The sequence below is a fragment of the Streptomyces sp. NPDC004629 genome (assembly GCF_042873595.1).
Taxonomy (GTDB): Bacteria; Actinomycetota; Actinomycetes; order Streptomycetales; family Streptomycetaceae; genus Streptomyces.
This window is the reverse complement of sequence record NZ_JBIALO010000008.1, coordinates 234,237-252,510: the sequence shown is the minus strand read 5'-3', so window position 1 is coordinate 252,510 and position 18,274 is coordinate 234,237. Positions and strand designations below refer to the sequence as shown.

The 18,274-nt window shown below is 70.2% G+C and carries 15 protein-coding genes and 3 pseudogenes; 9 read left to right on the top strand and 9 right to left on the bottom strand.

The window, feature by feature from the left end:
- The first annotated feature begins 67 nt into the window (after window positions 1–67).
- Window positions 68–919 (top strand): NmrA/HSCARG family protein, encoded by an 852-nt coding sequence (locus ACFYTE_RS14870; RefSeq protein ID WP_388709526.1) that lies wholly within the window; start codon window positions 68–70, stop codon window positions 917–919.
- A gap of 46 nt (window positions 920–965) precedes the next feature.
- Here ACFYTE_RS14870 and ACFYTE_RS14865 read toward each other — a convergent pair whose 3' ends face one another.
- Together ACFYTE_RS14865 and ACFYTE_RS14860 are read right to left on the bottom strand one after the other, a co-directional pair.
- Window positions 966–1,976 (bottom strand): questin oxidase family protein, encoded by a 1,011-nt coding sequence (locus ACFYTE_RS14865; protein WP_388709524.1) that lies wholly within the window; start codon window positions 1,974–1,976, stop codon window positions 966–968.
- Between the two features lie 250 nt (window positions 1,977–2,226).
- On the bottom strand, window positions 2,227–3,009 hold the full coding sequence (locus tag ACFYTE_RS14860; RefSeq protein ID WP_388709522.1) for an SDR family NAD(P)-dependent oxidoreductase: 783 nt from the start codon (window positions 3,007–3,009) through the stop codon (window positions 2,227–2,229).
- 86 nt (window positions 3,010–3,095) lie between these two features.
- Here ACFYTE_RS14860 and ACFYTE_RS14855 point away from each other — a divergent pair, with 86 nt between their 5' ends.
- Window positions 3,096–3,947, top strand: a complete 852-nt coding sequence (locus ACFYTE_RS14855) for a helix-turn-helix transcriptional regulator (protein WP_388709520.1) — start codon at window positions 3,096–3,098, stop codon at window positions 3,945–3,947.
- Window positions 3,948–4,247: 300 nt separating this feature from the next.
- On the opposite strand, the pseudogene ACFYTE_RS14850 reads toward ACFYTE_RS14855, so the two are convergent.
- Window positions 4,248–4,679 (bottom strand): annotated as a pseudogene (locus tag ACFYTE_RS14850) (aldo/keto reductase); the annotation flags it as partial.
- Window positions 4,680–4,715: 36 nt separating this feature from the next.
- Between ACFYTE_RS14850 and ACFYTE_RS14845 the strand changes: the two are divergent.
- Both ACFYTE_RS14845 and ACFYTE_RS14840 read left to right on the top strand, forming a co-directional pair.
- Window positions 4,716–5,054, top strand: a complete 339-nt coding sequence (locus tag ACFYTE_RS14845) for a helix-turn-helix domain-containing protein (protein ID WP_388709518.1) — start codon at window positions 4,716–4,718, stop codon at window positions 5,052–5,054.
- Window positions 4,979–5,367, top strand: a pseudogene (locus tag ACFYTE_RS14840) (hypothetical protein). The gene ACFYTE_RS14845 and the pseudogene ACFYTE_RS14840 overlap by 76 nt, the downstream one beginning before the upstream one ends.
- 169 nt (window positions 5,368–5,536) lie before the next feature.
- Here ACFYTE_RS14840 and ACFYTE_RS14835 read toward each other — a convergent pair.
- Complete coding sequence (locus ACFYTE_RS14835) at window positions 5,537–6,409, bottom strand: aldo/keto reductase family oxidoreductase (protein ID WP_388709516.1); 873 nt, start codon at window positions 6,407–6,409, stop codon at window positions 5,537–5,539.
- A 134-nt stretch (window positions 6,410–6,543) separates the two neighbouring features.
- Here ACFYTE_RS14835 and ACFYTE_RS14830 point away from each other — a divergent pair, with 134 nt between their 5' ends.
- Entirely contained in the window at window positions 6,544–6,984 is a 441-nt protein-coding gene (locus ACFYTE_RS14830; RefSeq protein WP_388709514.1) for a winged helix-turn-helix transcriptional regulator, read from the top strand.
- An 89-nt stretch (window positions 6,985–7,073) separates the two neighbouring features.
- Here ACFYTE_RS14830 and ACFYTE_RS14825 read toward each other — a convergent pair whose 3' ends face one another.
- From ACFYTE_RS14825 to ACFYTE_RS14815, 3 genes are all read right to left on the bottom strand, one after another.
- Window positions 7,074–7,508, bottom strand: a complete 435-nt coding sequence (locus ACFYTE_RS14825; protein WP_388709513.1) for a VOC family protein — start codon at window positions 7,506–7,508, stop codon at window positions 7,074–7,076.
- 200 nt (window positions 7,509–7,708) lie between these two features.
- Window positions 7,709–8,551, bottom strand: a complete 843-nt coding sequence (locus ACFYTE_RS14820; protein WP_388709511.1) for a phosphotransferase — start codon at window positions 8,549–8,551, stop codon at window positions 7,709–7,711.
- 343 nt (window positions 8,552–8,894) lie between these two features.
- Window positions 8,895–9,953, bottom strand: a complete 1,059-nt coding sequence (locus ACFYTE_RS14815) for a Glu/Leu/Phe/Val dehydrogenase dimerization domain-containing protein (RefSeq protein WP_388709509.1) — start codon at window positions 9,951–9,953, stop codon at window positions 8,895–8,897.
- 78 nt (window positions 9,954–10,031) lie between these two features.
- Between ACFYTE_RS14815 and ACFYTE_RS14810 the strand changes: the two genes are divergently transcribed.
- Window positions 10,032–10,505 carry an Lrp/AsnC family transcriptional regulator gene (locus ACFYTE_RS14810; RefSeq protein ID WP_388709508.1) on the top strand — a complete coding sequence of 158 codons (474 nt, stop codon included), beginning with the start codon at window positions 10,032–10,034 and terminating at the stop codon, window positions 10,503–10,505.
- On the opposite strand, the gene ACFYTE_RS14805 is transcribed toward ACFYTE_RS14810, so the two are convergent.
- Window positions 10,456–10,977, bottom strand: a complete 522-nt coding sequence (locus ACFYTE_RS14805; RefSeq protein ID WP_388709506.1) for a hypothetical protein — start codon at window positions 10,975–10,977, stop codon at window positions 10,456–10,458. The genes ACFYTE_RS14810 and ACFYTE_RS14805 overlap by 50 nt on opposite strands.
- 352 nt (window positions 10,978–11,329) lie before the next feature.
- Between ACFYTE_RS14805 and ACFYTE_RS14800 the strand changes: the two genes are divergently transcribed.
- The 3 genes and pseudogenes from ACFYTE_RS14800 to ACFYTE_RS14790 form a co-directional block, all read left to right on the top strand.
- The gene (locus ACFYTE_RS14800) at window positions 11,330–15,181 is read left to right on the top strand and encodes a S8 family peptidase (protein WP_388709504.1); all 3,852 of its coding nucleotides are present in this window, start codon (window positions 11,330–11,332) and stop codon (window positions 15,179–15,181) included.
- 154 nt (window positions 15,182–15,335) lie between these two features.
- Window positions 15,336–16,334, top strand: coding sequence for a LuxR C-terminal-related transcriptional regulator (locus tag ACFYTE_RS14795; RefSeq protein ID WP_388709502.1), 999 nt, complete (start codon window positions 15,336–15,338; stop codon window positions 16,332–16,334).
- 2 nt (window positions 16,335–16,336) lie between these two features.
- Window positions 16,337–16,489 (top strand): annotated as a pseudogene (locus ACFYTE_RS14790) (ATP-binding cassette domain-containing protein); the annotation flags it as partial.
- A 30-nt stretch (window positions 16,490–16,519) separates the two neighbouring features.
- On the opposite strand, the gene ACFYTE_RS14785 reads toward ACFYTE_RS14790, so the two are convergent.
- Entirely contained in the window at window positions 16,520–18,163 is a 1,644-nt protein-coding gene (locus ACFYTE_RS14785; protein ID WP_388709677.1) for an amidohydrolase, read from the bottom strand.
- Window positions 18,164–18,274: the final 111 nt, after the last annotated feature.

Genomic DNA, 18,274 nt, shown 5'->3' with positions numbered 1-18,274 from the left:
ACGGATGATGTCGGCCGGGGCCGGCTGCCGAGCCGATGCTCCCTGCTGCTGGGAAAGGAGTTCTTCGATGGCCGATGAACCGGTCTTGGTGCTTGCGGCGACCGGTGGACAGGGCCGGGCCGTGGTCGACGCGCTGCTGGCCCGCGGGGCGCGGGTCAGGGCGATGGTCCGCGACCCCGGCCGCAGTGCCGCACGGGAACTGGCGGGCCAGGGTGTCGACGTGGTGGCGGGTTCGCTGAGCGATCGCGGATCGCTCGCCGCGGCCATGAAGAACGTGGCCGGTGTCTTCGCGTTCACCACTCCCTTCGAAGCCGGCATCGAGGCGGAGGTGGCCCAGGGGCGGGCCATCCTCGCCGCCGCGGCCCAGGAACGTGTCCCGCACCTCGTGTTCAGCTCGGTCGCCGGGGCCGACCAGGACAGCGGGGTACCGCACTTCGAGAGCAAGGCACGCATCGAGGCGGAACTGACCGCCGGCGATATCGCCCACACGATCCTGGGACCCACGTACTTCTTCGACAATGCGCTCGGCGGAGCACGCCGCATCCTGGACGGTGTGCTCGATCTGCCGCTGCCGCCCGACCGGCCGTTGCAGCAGCTCGCCCGGCCCGACCTCGGCGCGTTCGCGGCGCACGTGCTCCTCGACCCCGCCCCGTACACCGGGCGGCGCATCGAACTGGCCGGCGACGCCCCCACCCCGGTGCAGATGGCCGCCGCACTCGGCGCGGCGCTGGGACGCGACGTCCGCCACGAGCAGGTACCGCTGACGGCCATCGGCAACCCCGACATGTACGCCATGTGGGCGTTCCTGAACGGCCCCGGCTACCGCGTCGACATCCCCGCACTCCGTGCCGCCCACCCGCAGATCCACTGGACCCGGTTCACCGACTGGGTCGAGCACACCTGGACCAGCGCCGACTGAAAGGGCCGCCCACCCACGTCTTTGGATCGAGTCCGTGGGTACGTGCTCATGCCAATGGGGCGCTCAGTTCCATGGATCGCAGAGCCGCCGCCAGGGCCGGTTCATCGCCGACGTCAAGGGCTGTGTCCGTCAGCTTGATGACGTGTTCGTCGCCGTGCGCCAGGGCCCGTTCAAAAACCTCCTCGGCGGTGACGGTCCCGGGCGAGGTGTAGGCGACAGGCGTGGCCGGTGCGTACATCGCGGTCACCGCCGCGGAGGCCGTCCAGGCTGCCCGCAGACTCGGCAGCCACAGGGCGTGGGGGAGCGCGGGCAGGGCGCGTAGGACGGCGTTGGGAGCCGTGGCCGCGTGGACCAGCATCGTTTCCTCGCCGTGGCCGTGGGTGGCGTACCGGTGTGTGGCCGCCCGCACCAGTTCGGTGAGACGGCGGTACGCGTCGCTCGGTTCCGTCACCGAGGCCGCCCACACCGGCAGGGCCCTGACCCGGTCGAGCCGGGCGGCAAAGCCACCGTCCCGCACGGTGATCGGCGGTACCGTGTCGAGAGCGGCAGCCGCGCTGTCAGCGCCGGGCAGCGGGGCGACAACCGCGACGGATCGGTGGCGCGCGGCCCAGTAGCCGAGGCCGTGCGCAAGTTCAGCCAGCCGAGGCTCGGTGACCTCTCCGGACGAAAGTGTGCGCACGGCGTGGCCCACCCGGATCACCGGGTGCGTCGAGCCGCCGTACAGGCCGGGCAGAAGACGGGGCCACCACTGAGCCAGCACCTCGCGCCAGGGACGCTCGGCGACCTCGCGCGCGAAGTAGCCGATCCAGTCCGCCGCGCGCCGCGGATCACCGAGCGCGGAGAACCAATTGGCGTCCGTGACCGGCTCGACACCAGGCGGGAACTCCTCCAGCTTGCGTGCGTACAGATCGAGCCAGCGGTGCACCGAACGTGCCTGCCCGTGAGCGGCGAGGGCCTCGACGGCCATCGGCGCGTGATTGGTGAGCCGCCCCAGCCGCTCGGGCCCCGAGTGGTGCAGTCGCGCAAGTGCCTCGTCCAAAGTCCCTGTCGTATCCATGGCATGGACACTAGGCAGGACACCACGGCGGCGTAACGGGCCACAGACGTAAGCCGGACCTAGGACCTGCCGACGTGCACGACTCACACCACAGAAGGAGGCCGAGCCCTCTCCGCCCGCGCCTTCCGACAGTGGTGGCTCCCCTTGCCGGCCGGCGTTTTCCCGGAGAGGAGTTCTCCGGGGTGCGCGGCGCCGGGTCCGGCGGTCCGCATGGGCTCGGGGATACGGCTTGCCCGAGGCTGTCCCCTTTTCAGGCGCCGGCGCCGCCGTCGACCGGCACGATCGCGCCGGTCACCATCGAGGCACGGTCGCTGAGCAGCCACGCGGCCACCTCGGCCACCTCGCGGGGCTCGGCCATCCGGCCGAGCGGAGTCGCCGCGGTGTTGCGTTCGATGATGCCCGGGGATGCGGCCTCCCACGTGTCGATCATCTCCGTGGCGGTGCCGCCGGGGGTGATGCCGTTCACTCGGATGCCCTGACGGCCCCAGGTCGCGGCGGCGGTCTCGGTGATGCTGTTGAGTGCGCGCTTCATGGCGCCGTATGCGGGCAGGGCGGGGTTTGCGCGGCGGCTGCCGATGCTTGAGGTGTTGACGATCGCCCCGCTGCCGTTGCGTCGCATGAGTGCGGCCTCGGCGTTCATGGCGGTCCAGTGCGAGCGGAAGTTCACGGCGAACTGTTCGTCGATGTCGTCGTCGCTCGTGGTGTCGAGCGGGCCGGGTTGCTGGATCGCCGCGCCGTTGTTGAAGGCGCCGTCGAGCCGTCCGTGCAGTTCCTCGACGCGGTCGACCGCGGCGCGGATGCTCGCGCGGTCGGCGAGGTCCAGGGTGACGGCGTCGGCGACGCCGCCGTCGGCGCGGATCTCGGTGACGATGCGGTCGAGGGCGTCGGTGCTGCGGGCGGCGAGCACGACGGCGGCACCCTCCGAGGCGAAGAGCCGGGCCGCGGCCGCCCCGATGCCGCGGCTGGCGCCGGTGATGAACACGACCTTGCCGGTGAGCAGGCCGATGGGTGCGATGTCGTTGTGGTTCGTCATGACGACAGTGTCAGGCCGGACTCCGGGGCGGATACAGGCACAGGCGGTACCAGGATCCGTCGCCGGGCAGCGTGCAGACTTGGGGCATGGACAAGCAGGCGCTGGGGGCGTTTCTCCGTAGCCGTCGCGAGCGGCTTCGGCCGCAGGACGTCGGCCTCCCCTCGGGACCGCGACGCCGCACACCGGGTCTGCGCCGCGAGGAGGCCGCGGTGCTCGCGCACATCTCCACGGAGTACTACATCCGGCTCGAACAGGGCAGGGCGCCGCGACCGTCGGGCGAGGTCCTCGCCGGGATCGCAGGCGCGCTGCGGCTCACCGACGCCGAGTCCGACCACCTCCACATCCTCGCGGGTACCGCGCCGACCCGTACCCGGCTGCACCGGCGCGACGTACGCCCGAGCATCGTCGCGCTCATCGAGCGGCTGCCGCAGACGGCCGCCTTCGTGATATCCCCCATGTTCGAGGTGCTCGCGTGGAACGACCTCGCGGCCGCGCTCATGGAGGACTTTGCCCGGCTCGCCCCCGAGGACCGCAATCTCGCCCGCCGGGCATTCCTCGCACCGGAGCGCGCCGGTGCGACGGTGTACGGGATCTCCGACGCCGCCGAGTTCCGGCACCATGTGGTCATGGAGCTCCGCGCCACCCTCGCCCGCTACCCGACGGATCCCGCGGTGACCGGCCTCGTCGACGAGCTGTGCGACGCCAGCCCCGATTTCGCCCGGCTCTGGGAGCGGAACGACGTGCAGGCCGCGCAGATGCTCACGAAGACCTTCCGCCACCCGGTCGTCGGGGAGATCACCGTCGACTGCGACATGCTCACGCTCACGGACCGCGACCAGCACCTCGTCCTCTACAGCGCCCCGCAAGGATCCCCGAGCGCCGAAGCACTGGCACTGCTGAACGTACTCGGAGCCGAGGCCGGTGATTACCGCCGATAGCCCCGCAGCCGAGCACCCGCACCGGCCACCCAGCCGACGCTCCGACACTCCGGAAGGGCTTCGTCGGCGGAGCGGTCCGCTCACTCGGCGCGGAACGGGTGCGGCTCGACGAGCAGCACATTTCCCCAGCCGGGCGAGTCCCGCGCCGGTGCCTCGCACAGCCCTTCGACGGCGAACTCGGTGGCGCTGTAGAAGTCGACGGTCGGGAAGGACCGGAGGCCGCCGATGGGGGAGAAGGGTCCGATCGTTCCGGAGCGGCCGTCCGATGCCGGCGTTGTCGACCAGCACGCGATGCCGTCGAAGGTCTCCGCGGCTGCACTTGCCGGTGAGCACCCCGCCGGCCAGGGGCGAATACGGGATCACACCCAGCCCCATCTCGCGGGCCATGGGGATCAGGTCACGTTCCCCCGTACGTTCGATCAAGTTGTATTCGATCTGCAGCGAGACCAGCGGCGACCAGCCGCGCAGGATCTCCTCGACCGGTGTCGTGAAATCCCACACGTGCAGGTAGAGCAGGTCGATGTAGTCCGTATCGAGCTGTCGCAGACTCGCTTCCACCGAAGCGGACAGGCTCTTGCGATGACTGCCCCCGGAACTGGGGTCACCGGGCCGGCGCAGCGTCGTGTATTTCGTTGCCGGCACCAGGCTTTCGCGCTTGCCGCGGGCGCATTCGCCCAGCAGGCGCTCGGAGCTGCCGTCGGTGTAGGTGTTGCCCGGAGCGGCCCAGCTGCCGGTAGGTGTCGAGGGTGAGCGACATCGTGTCCTCCCGTGCTTGTGATCCGTCGTCGAGAACAAGGCTGTGACCACCGCGAGCCTGGGGTAAGGGAAGAAAGTTCCTGGCAACTGGCCGGGGTGAGTGTCGACTACATCCTGCGGCTGGAACAGGGACGCGGGCTGCGGCCCTCAGCGGACGTGGTGGAGGCGCTGGCCAGGGCGCTGCGCCTGGCCCCGTCGAACGCGCCTACCTCTTCGACCTGGCCCAACAGCGTCCCCGCAACGCCGACGAGCCCGCCACCACCGCAGCGCCGCCGCTGGCCCGGCTGGTCACCGACCTGGATTTCGACACCCTCCCGCCGGCGCGGCGCAATGCGATGTGGCTGTGCCTGATGCATCCAGAGATACGCGAGTTGTACGTCGACCGGGAACGCGTCGTGCGGGAGGGGATCCGGAGGATCGGGCGTTGACCCACCTCATTGCCGAACTCCTCACTCATGACGAGGAATTCGCGCGACTGTGGGCCGAGCGGGACATCAAGGTCAACGGCCGCGGACACAAGGTGATGCGACATTCTGACGTCGGTGTGATCGCGGTGCATTTCGACGTCCTTATGCCGCTTCAGGACCCGGATCAACGGTTGGTGATCTTCCGCGCCGCGGACGCTGAGAGCCAGTCGGCATTGGACCGGTTGAGCACACGGTGATGTCTGTGGCCGAAGTGCTCGTGGGTGACCAGGACGTCGGTGGCGCCCTCCAAGGCGGGCGGCTCGGTGAGGCATCCACACCGGCCGGCCGGCCAGGCGCCGAGCCCGTGCGCCGGGGTGCACGACCCAACGCCGCAACCGGGCCGTGGCGTCCGCCGACTGCGTCCTGCTAGCGGCCGATCCTGTCCAACTCGGCACGTTCCTCGTCGGAGAGCGAGAGTCCCGCGCCGACGACGTTCTCGCGCAGGTGCGCCACCGACGAGGTGCCGGGAATGAGCAGGATATTCGGCGACCGGTGCAGCAGCCAGGCCAGGGCGACCGACATCGGCGTCGCACCCAGCCGGGTGGCCACGGCAGAGAGCGCCGTGGACTGCAGCGGGGTGAAGCCGCCGAGCGGGAAGAAGGGCACGTAGGCGATGCCCTTGCCGGCGAGATCGTCGATCAGTTCGTCGTCCTGGCGGTAGGCGAGGTTGTACATGTTCTGCACGCACACGATCGGCGTGATCTCCTGCGCCTCGGCGACCTGTTCCGCCGTCGCGTTGCTCACACCGAGATGCCGGATCAGGCCCTGCCGCTGGAGTTCGGCGAGGGTTTCGAAGGGCTCGGCGAGCGAGCCGGGCTGCGGGCCCTGGGCGTCACCGAGCCGGAGATTGACCACGTCCAGCGAATCGAGGCCGAGGTCCTCAAGGTTCTCCTGGACGGCGCGGCGCAGGTCCTCGGGCTGCCGCGCCGGGGGCCAGCCGCCCTGCTGATCGCGGACCGCACCGACCTTGGTCACGATGTGCAGCGAATCGGTATAGGGGTGCAGTGCTTCACGGATCAGCTGATTGGTGACGCGTGGCCCGTAGGCGCCGGAGGTGTCGATATGGGTGATCCCCAGGCCGGCGGCCTCCCGCAGGACGGCGAGCGCGGCGTCGTGATCGGCGGGCGGACCCATGACGCCGGGGCCGGCGAGCTGCATGGCGCCGTAGCCGAAGCGGGTGACGGTCAGATCGCCCAGGGTCCAGGTGCCGCCGGGAAGGGAAACGGAGGGTGTGCTCATGCCTCTGTCTTTCATGGGGGTGCGCTGGGTGGTGGTGCCTTTCGGCTCCGTACGCCAGTATGGGCAGGTGACTTCCCAACGGGAAGTAGGCACCTAGAAGTGCGTAAGGCACCCATGGGGGAGAGGAGCGGTCGATGACCGTGACGGCGGACCAGAGACGGGCGCGGGCCAAGGCGGAATACGACGCTTTCCTGGCGGTCTGTCCAAGCCGTAAGCTGCTTGAACGGATCTCCGGCAAATGGGTCACGCTGATCCTGGCCGCACTGGGCAGTGGCGGCTCGCACCAGCCGGGCGCCGACTCCGCCGGTGAACCCCGGTCGATGCGCTACTCAGAGCTGTCGCGCCTGCTGGTCGGCGTGAGCCAGAAAATGCTCACGCAGACGCTGCGTTCCCTTGAACGTGACGGTCTGGTCACCCGCACCGCCACCCCTACCGTCCCCGTCACGGTCTCCTACGAGTTGACCGACCTCGGTCTCTCCCTGCACCACATGATGCGCGGCCTCAAGACCTGGGCCGAGACACATATGGACGAAGTGCTCACCCACCGCGCAACATACGACACCCGCACCGACTGAATCCGCAGGCGCTGCAGACCTGCAACCTCGCCCCACCAGGACGTCATCGACGCCGGCCGGTCGGTTACCGGCAATCGCAACGACCATGCTCAGTCGAGACAGAACTCGTTGCCCTCGACGTCCTGCATGTGGATGCACGACTCGTTGTGGTCATCGGCAAGCAGCAGTCGTACGCGTACCGCGCCCAGCTCGACCAGTCGTGCGCACTCGGCTTCGAGCGTGGCGAGGCGTTCTTCACCCACGAGCCCGGTGCCGACTCGCACGTCAAGATGCACTCGATTCTTGACGACCTTGCCTTCGGGGACGCGCTGGAAGTACAGCCGCGGGCCCACACCTGAGGGATCACCGCAGGCGAACGCTGCACCCTGCTGCTCAGGCGGCAGAGTGCGATCGAAATCGTCCCACGTAGCGAACCCCTCCGGTGGCGGCGGTACGACGTACCCCAGCACCTCGCACCAAAAGCGAGCGACGCGCTCAGGTTCTGCGCAGTCGAAAGTGACTTGGAACTGCTTGATCGATGACATCGGCGCACCATAGCAGGGGACTGTGTTGCTCATCTCCCCGGGACCTTGCCGCGTTTCCCGAACCATCCTGGCCGACAAGTCGCAGGTCAGCGCCGAGGTGTACCTGCCTGGCGCGCGGTGAGAGCGACCGGTCCTTCGAACGTCCGGTCACCGGCGCCGCGGATCGGGGCCGGCCCAGCGGCCCCTCTGCCTTGACGAGTTCAGCCCGGTCCGCAGCGATCAAGTGCAGCACGAACCCGGTCGAGCCCCGCCATTCTCCAGTGCTCCCGGTCAGGCATGTGGTCGTCTCGGCGCCAGCGCCATACCGAGAACATCGCCCAGTTCAGGGCGCGGCACCGGTGAATCAGGTCGTGGTCAGCGCCCGCGTAGTGCTTTCCCACTTCTTCGGGCGCATGGGCGAGGTCAAACTCGATCGGCCCACGGCAGCACGTGGCGAGGTCTACGAAGAGCGGCCCTCTCCTTGTGTTGAGGAGATTGCCGGGATGCGGCTCGCCATGCAACAGCTGGTCGTCGGCTTTGTCGATGCTGATCGCGGCGCTCAGACCGCTGAGTGTGTCGCTGAGGAGCTGCCGGTCGGAATCGGGCAGCTCGGGGGAGTGCTCCCGGTCGTTCACTTCTCTCAGGGCCACGGCGACTCGATCGGTGACATGCGGTGCGCCCAGATCGATCTGGCGCAGGGCGGCATGGTGCCGCATGAACGCGTCTGCGTAGTCGGCCGGCGCGATCACTGATCCCACAGGTTCGTAGTACGTCCAGAGCGAGACAGCGAAGGCATCACGCACATGGACTCGGGGGTCGACCCGAGGATCCAGCTCTGCCACGGGAGCGTCGACGCCGGCGAGATGGCGAGCGACCTCTACTTCGAACTCGGAATCAGCCAGGTGCCTCAAAGGCGCGACCCGAGCCAGAACATCGCAAGGTACCAGGCGCAGCGCGACGCGGTCCGAGTTGTGGATGACGACCGCATCGTTGGTCTGAAGGCCCAGCTCCGAAGCGGTTACCCGTCCTGCCTCAACTGCACGGCGGAGTTCCCATGGCTCCATATCGTCCTCCCTCATGGTGGGTACACATACACGTCTGGGGGCAACTGGGCGGTCTGGCCACGGGTTTCCTGGTTGCGGCCTCTTCCTGCCCGATCCGGAGGAAGGCGAGTGTCAAGTGGGTTCCGTCGATTGCGCCGAGCCATTGCTCCTCCTGGGCCCTCTTGCGCCTCAGCAAGAGATCCTTCTCCAACTCGGCAAGCATCGGCAACGTCTTTGGGCCGGCCTGGAGCATGAGGCCTCGGCCGCCGGCGTGCTTGTGCTGGCAGGGCGAGGGCCGCGCCGACCCGGCCTGCCGCTTCTTGATGCCCGGTGGCCCGTGGTGATGTGGTGGTGCCCCCGGGCATCAGACGGCCTGGGCCTGCGAGGCCGAGGACGCCAGCCGACGCTCGGCGATCCGCCGGGCCGTCCGCAGCGGGGTGGTGCCGGTGGAGAGCGCCAGGTCGAGGATGCGGGTCACGGTGTCGCCGATGCCCTCCACCCGCTTCTGCGCGGCCTCGTGGCTGTGGTTCGCCGACTCCCGGCTCAGGGTGTAGACGATACCGCCGGCGCCGGCGACATAGTCGGGCACCCAGACGATGCCCCGCTCCGCGAGGACATCGGCCACGCGCTCCTCGGTGAGCTGGTTGTTCGCCGGCCCGACGACCAGGCGCGCGGTGATCTGCGGAACGGTCACGTCATCGAGTACACCGCCGACGGCAGCCGGGACCAGGATGTCGGCCGGCGCCGACAGAGCCCGATCGGGCTCGACCCATCCGTACCCGCTCGCCAGGGCCGCCTCCTTGCGGGAGGCTTCCACGTCCGACACGACGACCCGCGCTCCCTCAGTGGCCAGGCCGGCGGCGATACCGCTGCCGACCGACCCGAAGCCGCTGATCACCACGGTCCGCCCGGTGCAGGAGGCATCGCCGAAGACATGCCGCGCACCGGCGCGCAGGGCCGCCAGGACTCCGGTGGCGGTCGGGCCCCCGGAATCTCCGGTACCGCCGTGCTCCTCGGGCGCGCAGTACGCGTACGGCGAGAAACGCCGCAGGACCACCATGTCCTCGGGGCCGGTGCCGACGTCGGGGCCGGTGCGGTAGGAGCCCTGGAAGGACGCGATCAGCTCGCCCAGATCCTCCAGCGCCGACTTACGCAACTGCGGGGTGAGCACCGTGTCATGGTCGAGGGCGATCACGCTCTTGCCACCGCCGAAGCCCAGACCGGCCACCGCGGCCTTGTAGGTCATCGCCTCCGAAAGGCGCAGCGCGTCAGCCAGCGCATGCTGCCAGGTGTCGTAGCGGCGCAACCGGCAGCCGCCGACCGCCGGGCCGAGAGCCCGGGAGTGGACCGCCACGATCAGCGGCAGCCCAGAACGGCGTCCACATCGAATGATCACGTCTTCATGTGCAAGCGCTCGGCTCATGCCCCGAAGCTAGGCTGACGCACGGAACGGTTGGCGTGACGCCGAAGCAAATTCGGTGTCGCGGTCCAGGAGGTAGTCATGGATGAACTTGATTCGGCGATCGTGCACCATCTGCAGGCCGATGGTCGGCAGTCCAACCGGGCCCTCGCCGAGAAGCTCGGTATCGCCCCCTCCACCTGCCTCGAACGCACCAGGTTGCTGCACAAGCGCGGCGTCATCCAGGGCTACCGGGCCGAGGTCTCCCTGCGGGCACTCAACCGCTCTGTGCAAGCGATGGTCTTCACCCAGGTCCGGCCTCTGCGCCGGGATGTCGTCGCCGCCTTCGAGCGGTCGGTGACGCAGCTACCCGAGGTGATCTCCGTCTACACGATGGCCGGCAGCGACGACTTCCTCGTCCACGTCACGGCCCCGGACATCGACCACCTGCACGCTTTCCTCCTGGACCAGTTCACCAACCGCCGGGAGATCATCAGCTTCCGCACCTCGATCATCTACCAGCACCTCACCAACCCGGTGCTCGACCCGCTCCCCACAGAGGCAGAGCACGTGTGACGGGAATGCTGTGCTGGGCCGAGGTAACGGGTACGGAAAGCTCAGCCGGTGGCCGTTCGACTGTGCGGGCCTCATCCCCACGCCGGAGCAGACCCCCTTGGGCGAATGCATCCGGGTCCGTCGAGCCGAGCGTGTCCTGTGCAGGCATGAGCGCGTGGTCGATGAGACCGAAGCGGATGCCGGGCCGGGTGGCGGCGATCTCGGGACGGGTGATGGTGGCTGCGATCATCGCGCGCACGGAGCCCTGGCGCGCCAGGATGCCGCGGAGCAGGTATTCGCAGGCGAAGGCGACGCGTGGGGGTGGCCAAACGCCGGCCAGAGCCTCCCTGATCAGTGAGGGGAGGTCGGGGAAGTACCGGTACGCGGTCGCCTGCCGATCCGGCCGGGGCACTTGAGCGAGCTGAAGCCAGGTCAACTGCGTGAGGCCGTCGTGGAGGTGCTGGCCGAAACCGGATACCGGCAGCGCGCGCAAGCCGTTCAGGGGAGATCGCCAAGATGACGCCACCGGAGGAGGTCGCCGAGCGGCTGGCCGGCGCCGTGCGGGAGTGAGGCCGTGGCGCACCCGGGCACGCCGCGGCCTGTTCCCGGTGGGTCGTGCGAGCCGCGACTGCGGCTTCGAGGCGAGGCGTCGTCCGTGGTGCAGCTCCCGGTTCAATGACGCGGCAAAGGGTCCGTAACCCGGGTGAAACGTCAACGGGTCAATGCCCTGGCGCCGTTGCGACATGTCGCAGCTGTGACACCTGAGGGTCGTGACATGCGCTCCGGCATCGGCAGATTCTTTCGGATGGCGCGTGACCACACGCTGAACGAAAGGTGCTCGGCTGATGGCATGGATCCGTCTGACGGCGGCGATATCGACAGGACTGCTCCTGACCGCTGGGGGTGTGCAGTCCGTGTCCGCGCAGACATCCGAAGAGGGCGCGGCGGGATCCGCCGCCGTACCGGGGCCCCGTCCCACGACCGTGCGGCTGGTGACCGGCGACCGTGTGACGGTGACCCCCGGCGTCGACGGCCGGAACACCGCGTCGGTGGAACCCGGGCCGGGACGCGAGGGTATTGTGTTCCGCACGTACCAGGAGGACGGCGGCGACCTGACGGTGCTGCCGGCGGACGCCGCGGACCTGGTCGCCGCCGGGACGCTGGACCGGCGCCTGTTCAACGTCACCACCCTGATGGCCCAGGGCTACGACGAGACGCACGGCTCGGCGCTGCCGCTGATCGTCTCCGCCGACCCGCGTCCCGGCGTGGTCCGCACGACGGAGAAGAGCGAGAAGGCCGCGGCCGCCGTCGCGGACCGAGTCGCCGCGTTCAACACGGCGTCCACTCCCGTGCGCCGCCTGGACAGCATCGACGCGCGGTCGCTGCGCGTGGCGGGCGGCGACCTCGGCGCCTTCTGGAAGGCGCTCACCCCCGGCGACGCATCCGGCGCGGTCCGTGCCGCGGCAACTCCCCGGGTGTGGCTTGACGGCAGGGTTTCTCCGGTACTGGACCGCAGTACGGCGCAGATCAACGCGCCGACGGCGTGGCAGGGCGGCTTCGAGGGCCAGGGCGTGAAGGTGGCCGTGCTGGACACCGGGGCGGACGCGCGCCATCCGGATCTGGCGGGGCGGATCGCGAAGTCCAAGGATTTCTCGGGCAGTTCGAACACCGAGGATCACTTCGGACACGGTACGCATGTGGCGTCGATCGTGGGGGGAACGGGCGCCGCGTCGGCCGGGACGCGGCGCGGTGTGGCGCCGAAAGCGGAGCTGCTGGTCGGCAAGGTGCTGGGTGATGACGGCTACGGCTCGGAGTCGCAGGTCATCGACGGTATGGAGTGGGCGGCGGCCGAGCACGCCAAGGTCGTCAACATGAGCCTGGGCTCGGACGGGGCATCCGACGGCACCGATCCGATGAGCCAGGCCGTCGACACGCTCTCCGCGTCGGGCGACACCCTCTTCGTGGTCGCGGCCGGCAACTCGGGCGAGAGCGGCCCGTCGACGATCGGCTCGCCGGGTTCGGCGGATGCCGCGCTGACCGTGGGCGCGGTCGACCGCGACGACTCCCTCGCCTCGTTCTCCAGCCGCGGCCCTCGTCCGGGCGACAAGGCCGTCAAACCGGATGTGACCGCTCCGGGTGTGGGTGTCGTGGCTGCGAGAGCCACGGGCACGACGATGGGTGATCCGGTCGATGCGAACTACACGACCGCGTCCGGTACGTCGATGGCGACGCCGCATGTCGCCGGTGCGGCGGCGTTGCTCGCTCAGCGGCATCCGGACTGGACGGGGCGGCAGTTGAAGGACGCCCTGACCAGCACGGCGCACACCGTGACCGGCACCGGGGTGACCGAGCAGGGTGGCGGCCGGATCGACGTCGCGGCGGCGATGGAAGCGGTCACGGCCACCGGCAGCGTGACCCTGCCCGCCCTGCAGACGGGCGCCGGTGGGCAGCAGCACGCGGCGGTCCTGCACTACACCAACACCGGTGACCGGCCCGTCGACCTCAAGCTGACCGCCGCCCTGGCGAACGCCGACGGCATCGCCCTGCCGTCCGGCGTCGTCACGCCCGCCGCCGGCACCGTGCACCTCGCCCCCGGCGCCTCCGCCGATGTGCCGCTGAGTACCGACGCCAAGAACGCCAAGCGCGGCTCGTACTACGGCTACGTCACCGCGAGCCGCGCCGACGGCACGGTGGTCGCCCACACCACGCTCTCCCTGGTCGTGCACGCTCCGCTGCACCGGCTCACGGTGGTCGTCCGCGACCGCGACGGCAAGGTGCTGCCGGGCTGGCTGCCGACCATCTGGGGCGCCGACGGCTTCGTCTCGTACACCAGCGCCGAGCCCGCCGTCGCCGTCGTCGAGGAGGGCACGTACCAGGTCGACTACGGCACCCTGGACAACGCCGCCGACGGCCAGGAACTGCGCGAGGTGATCAACCCGCAGGTGACCGTCGCCAAGGACACCACGGTGACGCTCGACGCCTCGAAGGTCACCGAGGTGCGGATCCGCACGCCCAAGCCGGCCGAGCAGCGGGGCATCCTCAGTTACCAGACGTACCGCAAGATCGACGGCCGCGGCCTGCTCCAGGGCGTGATGTACTTCGACATCGCCAAGCGGATCTACGTCAGCCCCACGGCCCAGGTCACCGACGGCACCTTCGAGTTCGCCTCCCGATGGCAGATGACGGCGCCCCAGCTGCGGGCGAAGGTGTCCGGCACCTCCTCGGCCTTCACCCCGTACTACCTGCCGGCCTCCCCGGTCTTCGACGACAACGGCGCCCGTCTGACCGCGGTGGACGCCGGCGCAGGCACCGCCGCCGACCTCAAGGCCGCCCGCGTGCGCGGGAAACTCGCCGTCATCCGCTACGACTACGGCGACGACCGGGCGCTGGCACAGGCCGCCGCGGACGCGGGGGCCAAGGCGCTGATGCTTGTGATGCCGCAGGGCTCCTACCCCTGGACGCGCTGGCACCCGGAAGGCGACCGCCTGGCCCTGCCCATCATGCGGGCCGGCACGGCGGAGGGCACCGACCTGCTCAAGCGCGCCGCACAGCGCACCACCTCGGTGAACTTCTCCGGCACGGTGCGCAGCCCGTATCTGTACGACGTGATGCAGGTGTCCCAGCAGCGCATCCCCGAACACCTGGTGCACACCGTCTCCGACCGCAACAGCGCGGTGGTGCGCGCCACCTACACCCGTACCGGGGCCTCCTCCTGGGCGAGCGAGCAGCGCTTCGGATGGCGGCCCTACCAGAACACGGCCTGGAACCAGTACACCCGCGACGTGCCGACGGGCCGGGAACGGACGGAATATGTGACGGCCGGTGACACTCGGTGGAGCCACACCGTGCACCACGACACCGTCATGGAGCGCGACATCGAACTGGGCGTCGGGATGCGCGACGCGGCCCACACCTACAAGCCCGGACAGCGCGCCGCCGAGCGGTGGTTCGCGGCCCCGGTGCGGCCGTCGATCCCGCACGGTGTGACGGGCTGGCCCGCCTCGGTGCGCAACGGCGACACCCTGTCGTTGAACATCCCGGAGTTCACCGACTCCGAGGCCGGCCACTGGTCGTTCGCGGAGCGCTCCGCGCTGGGCGGAATCGGCACCGGAGCGTCCGCGGTGGCCGACACGGGCGACGAGATGCGCGCGGAGCTGTACCGCAACGGCCGGCGCGTCGCGGAGTCCGACAACGGCGCGTGGGGCGACTTCGAGGTGCCCGCGGGCAAGGCCGGTTACCGGCTCGACCTGACCACCGCCCGCACCTCCCCCGACTGGCGGTTCGGCACCGGCACCACGACCTCCTGGACGTTCACCTCGGACACCGCGGCGACCACCGCCCTGCTGCCCCTGCTCCAGGTCGACTACGCGGTGCCCGTGGACGTCCGCAACGCGGTGGGCCCACGGCGCTCGCACACCGTGGGTCTCCGCGTGCGCATGCCGGACGGCCTGGCCGCCCCGCGCGGGGTGTCGCTCAAGGTGGAAACCTCGTATGACGACGGGCGGACCTGGACCACGGCCCGCACGAGCCGGCACAGTGGCGGTACGGACTTCACCGCCACCGTCGAGCGGCCCCACTCGGTGCACCGGGACGCGTTCGTGACACTGCGCGTCACCGCCACCGACGCCGCCGGCGACGGCGTCCGGCAGACGATCGACCGTGCCTACCTGCACCGCGCCCCGTCCGCGGGACGGTGATGACGCAGCGGCGAAGCGGCTGATACCGGCGGGCGTCGGGGCGAAGGAGCCCCGGCGCCCGTCAACGCTTGCACCTCAAGGGCCTTACAGTACGAACGTCAACGACATCCGGCCGCTCCACCCGGGATCGGGCGGAGACGAGAAAGGGCGCGGGATGCTGGAGGCGGCAGGCTTGACGGCGCGTGAGGAAACGGTCTACCGCCTTCTGGTCGGCACCGCAACCGCGTCGGTCCAGGAGATCGCCGATCAGACCGGACTCCCGCCCGACACCGTGGAGTCGACCCTGGTGTCCCTGCGCGGCAAGGGGCTCGCCACCCCCACCGACCGCGATCCGCTGCACTTCGCCGCGACACCGCCCGACGTGGCGCTGCTGCCCCGGATCCAGCGGCACGCCGACGCCCTCGACAAGGCCCGCACCGCGGTCGGCGACCTGCTGGACAGCTACCGCAGCGCACGCCGCCGCCAGGACGCGGGCCAGCTCATCGAAGTGATCACCGGGGCCGAGGCGTTGCGCGAGCACCTGCGGCGGATGCAGGACAACGCGCGCCACGAGATGCTCTGGTTCTGCAAGGCTCAGTACGTGGCCATGCCCTCGGGCAGCAACCGCGCGGAGTACGACGCCCTCGCCCGCGGTGTGCGCTACCGGGTCCTGTACGAGCAGGCGTTCTTCGACGACGAGGGAGCCATCGACAACGTCGCCGAGGGCGTGCGCGCCGGTGAGATCGCCCGCTCGGTCCCCCACCTCCCGCTGCGCCTGGCCATAGCCGACCGGGCCATCGCCATCTGCCCGCTGGTCCCCGGCGGCGCACACGGCAACCCCGGCGAACCGACGGCGGCACTGCTGCGCGACAGCAGTCTCCTGGACGCACTGACGGCTCTCTTCGAACGCTACTGGGAGGACGCCGTTCCGCTGCGTGTCGGTGCGGCAGGCACCGTCGACGGCACCGACGACCACGGCGCGGGCGCCCTGGGCGAAACCGACCGCCGGCTGCTGTCGCTGCTCGTGGCGGGCGTCGCCGACAAGGCCATCGCCAGCCAGATGAAACTCAGCCGACGCACCATCCAACGGCACATCCAGCACATGATGACCCTCGTCGGCGCCGAGACCCGCATGCAACTGGCCTGGCAGGCCGCCCGCCGGAACTGGCTCTGAGCCTGCCCTCGGGCCGGTGCCCGGCACCTCTCGAAGTGCTGCGCAGTGTGGGCTTCGATGTGGCGCGGGGCAGCATCTTCGCCCTGCTCGGCTCCAACGGGGCCGGCAGGACGACCACCGTGAGGATCCTCGCCACGCTCCTCAAGACGTCGTCGGATGGGGGGCGGCCGGCCAGGGCCGCGTCGTCAGAGGCGGTGCACTATCTCGCCCGAGGCGACGGTCAGTCGGACCCTGGCGTCGGCGGCATGGCAGCCGGGCTGGAAGATGTCCTCGTCGAGCAGGACGAGGTCGGCACGGGCGCCCACCCGGAGGGCGCCGCCCTCGGCGTCGTGGTTGACAAAGGCCGAGCCTGCCGTGAACGCGTCGACGGCCGTGTCGAGCGCGAGGCGCTGATCAGGGAGGAAGGGCGCGTTGCCACGGTTGTCCGGGTCGATGCGGCGGACGGCGACCTCGATCTGCTCCAGCGGGTTCGCCGTGGTCACCGCCCAGTCGCTGCCCATGGCCAGGCGGGTGCCCTCGGCCCAGAGGTCCGCGAAGGGGTATTGCAGGCCGGCGCGCTCCGGCCCGAGGAAGGGCACGGTCAACTCGTCCATCTGCGGTTCGCTCTGCGCCCAGTAGGTCTGCAGGTTGGCGATGACGTCGAGATCCGCGAAGCGCTTGATGTCGTTCGGCTGGATCACTTGCACATGGGCGATGTGGTGCCGGCGGTCGCCGGGGCCGTTGGCGGCCCGAGCCGCGGCGATGGCGTCGAGCGCGTTACGGACGGCGCGGTCGCCGATGGCGTGCTGGTGCACCTGGAAGCCGAGCGCGTCCAACTGGACCAACGCGGCTGTCAGCGTCTCCTGGTCGACGTAGGTGAGGCCGAGGTTGTCGCCGGCGCCGCCGCAGCCGTCGCAGTAGGGTTCCAGCAGCGCGCCGGTGTGGTTCTCCAGGATGCCGTCCGTCATGATCTTGACGGAGGTCGGGAAGAAGCCCGAACCGAGATGTGCACGGGGTGAGGTGACGTCGCGTCCGGACTCGCGTCGCGCGACCAGGTCGTCGATCTGCTCCAGGCCGCGGTGCCGCTCCCACCACAGGGCGCCGACGACGCGGCCGGTGAGCCTGCCGTCGGCGGCGAGGGCCTGGTAGGCGTGCTGGGTGTCGCGGGTGACCCAGGCGTCCTGCCACCCGGTGATGCCGAGGGCGTGCAGGTGATCCTGGCCGGCCAGGATCGCCGCCTGCCATTCCTCCTGGCCGGGAAGCGGGACGATCCGGTCGTTGACGGCGTAGGCCGCGCCCTCGTGCAGGGTCCCGGTGGGCTCGCCGGTGACCGGGTCGCGTTCGATACGGCCGTCGGCGGGGTCCGGGGTGTCCTTGGTGATTCCGGCGAGCTTGAGCGCGCGGGAGTTGACCCAGGCGCCGTGCACGTCCCGGTTGAAGAGGAAGACGGGGCGGTCCGGGCAGATGGCGTCCAGGTCCTCCTTGCGGGGGGTGCCGCCGGGGAAGTACTCCATGGCCCAGCCGCCGCCGGTGATCCACTCTTCGTCGGGGTGGGCCTTGGCGTAGGCGGCGATCGCGTCCAGGTAGGCCTGGCGGCCGACGAGGTCGTTCAGCCAGATCCGCAGCAGGTTCCGTCCGCCGAAGGGTGTGTGCACGTGTGCGTCCTGGAAACCGGGGAGCACCAGGCCGCCGGGTGCGTGGATGTGCTCGGTGCGCGGTCCTGCCAGGGCCCGGATCTCGTCCTGGGTGCCGAGGGCGGCGATCCGTCCGCCCCGTACGGCGACGGCCTCGGCGGAGCGCCTCGCTTCGCTGCGGACTCTGGCGCCTGTGATGATCAGGTCGGCGTGCATGCTCAAGAAGTCCTTCTTCTTCGACGTCGCGCCGTCCGGCCCGGAGGCCGGCGGAGCAGCGGAACAGCAGTGGAGGGGTACGGCCACGGGGAGGACGGCGACCATCGACCG